Consider the following 1,623-nt stretch of genomic DNA (forward strand, 5'->3'; position numbering starts at 1 on the left):
CGACTGCCGAGCAGCCGAAGGTCTCCGTCGAGGGAACTGACGAGCCGAACACCGTTGAGCCGACTGATGATGGGCAGTCGACCGGTGTGAAGGTGGAGAACCCGACGGGTAAGACCACGGTGACCGCCAAGGATGAGGACGGTAAGGGTGTTCCTGCCAAGATTGACCCGGCAACCGGTGAAATCCTCGTGACGCCGGGTGAGGGAATTGACGGCCCGATTACCGTGACCGTTGAGGACCCGTCCCTGGATGAGCCGGCAACAGTTGAGGTACCGGTTTTGGGCCACGCTGCGGGTATCGACGACAACGAGTCCGAGGATCCAACTGACCCGACTACCACCACATCGGCGCCGCAGGGTCCGGCTGATCCGGGTAAGTGTGCGGCTTCTGCTGTGGGCTTTGGTTTGCCGCTGCTGGCGCTGATTCCGGTTGGTTTGGCAACGCAGGTGTCTATTCCGGGTATCTCTGAGTTCGTGGAGAATGTCTCGAAGGATATTGAGCGTGCGAATGCGCAGATTCAGCGCAACTTGGGTACGTTTAATCCGCAGACTGCGCAGGCGTTGTCGCAGATGAACGAGCAGCTGCGGAAGGCTGGCTTCGATTTGGCTACCGTTGGCGCGGGTATCGCGGTGGTTGCTGCTGGCATTCTGGCTGGCACGATCATTTACGACAACTGTGCTCCTGGTGGTCCGAAGAGCTCGGTGAAGGTTGATTCTTTGCAGGGTTCTTCGGGTAAGACCTGGAACTCCTCCAAGAAGGACGAGAAGTAACGGGTAAGACCTGGAACTCCTCCAAGAAGGACGAGAAGTAACGGGTAAGACCTGGAACTCCTCCAAGAAGGACGAGAAGTAACACGAACTCTCGTCGGTCCACCCTGGGCTGAGTGAAAAACTGCGTCCGACTCCGGTCGGGCGCAGTTTTTGTGTCCCACGCCTCCCTCGCCACACCCGTTCCGGGGTAGTAGGGGAACTCTTAGTAAGAATTTATGGATACGTCCCTCACCAGCGATCTTGGACAACCGTAGAAACTGATCTGTATCCCGCCCAATATCAACGTGGGCCAGGCTGAACGAACGTCTTGACCGCCCGCTTAAAGCGCTTTAACCAGCGGACATAACACCGATGGAAATAACTCCGCTCTGCAATACGAAAATAATTCGAGCGTTTGTATTGTGTTTGCTATTGAAGGGTAGGGAGTTTCGAATGTTAAGAGTATCGCTCACCTATCAATGAGATTGCATGACTGTAACTCAGGCCTTCATCTTCCCTTCGATCGTGTTCACCGCATAAACATGCAGGCCAAAGCTTCTCGACGCCCCGTTTTCCCCATTCAATCGTCCAAGATAGAGATCCTGAGAGGGTTGGAGTTAGCTGGGCAAGACCCGGACATGTGACAGGTGTTCTTCGCTAGATTGGCAAGTGTGAAAGTCGGCGTGGAATTGCCGTTTATCCGCTGGCGCGGCTATCAGGCTCACGCTCCTTCGGACTTTCCCTCCTTTGTTCAGAACATCTTCGTGGAAGGAAGATTTCACAGTATGAAGAAGCACAATGTTGCCCGCCGCCGCGGGACGTCGATCGCGGCAGCAGCGCTTTCGCTTGCGCTTGTCGCTCCATTCGCGCAGCC

At 55.6% G+C, this 1,623-nt stretch carries 2 protein-coding genes; both read left to right on the top strand.

The window, feature by feature from the left end; all coding sequences use genetic code 11:
- The coding region (locus tag FPP74_RS12340) for a hypothetical protein (RefSeq protein ID WP_370511811.1) at nt 1-770 on the top strand (770 nt) is incomplete at its 5' end.
- Nucleotides 771-1,420: 650 nt separating this feature from the next.
- Nucleotides 1,421-1,623 (top strand): hypothetical protein (locus tag FPP74_RS12120; protein ID WP_144718835.1); only part of this gene is annotated, 203 nt, incomplete at its 3' end.

The sequence above is a fragment of the Corynebacterium sp. NML180780 genome (assembly GCF_007786415.1).
Classification (GTDB): domain Bacteria; phylum Actinomycetota; class Actinomycetes; order Mycobacteriales; family Mycobacteriaceae; genus Corynebacterium; species Corynebacterium gottingense.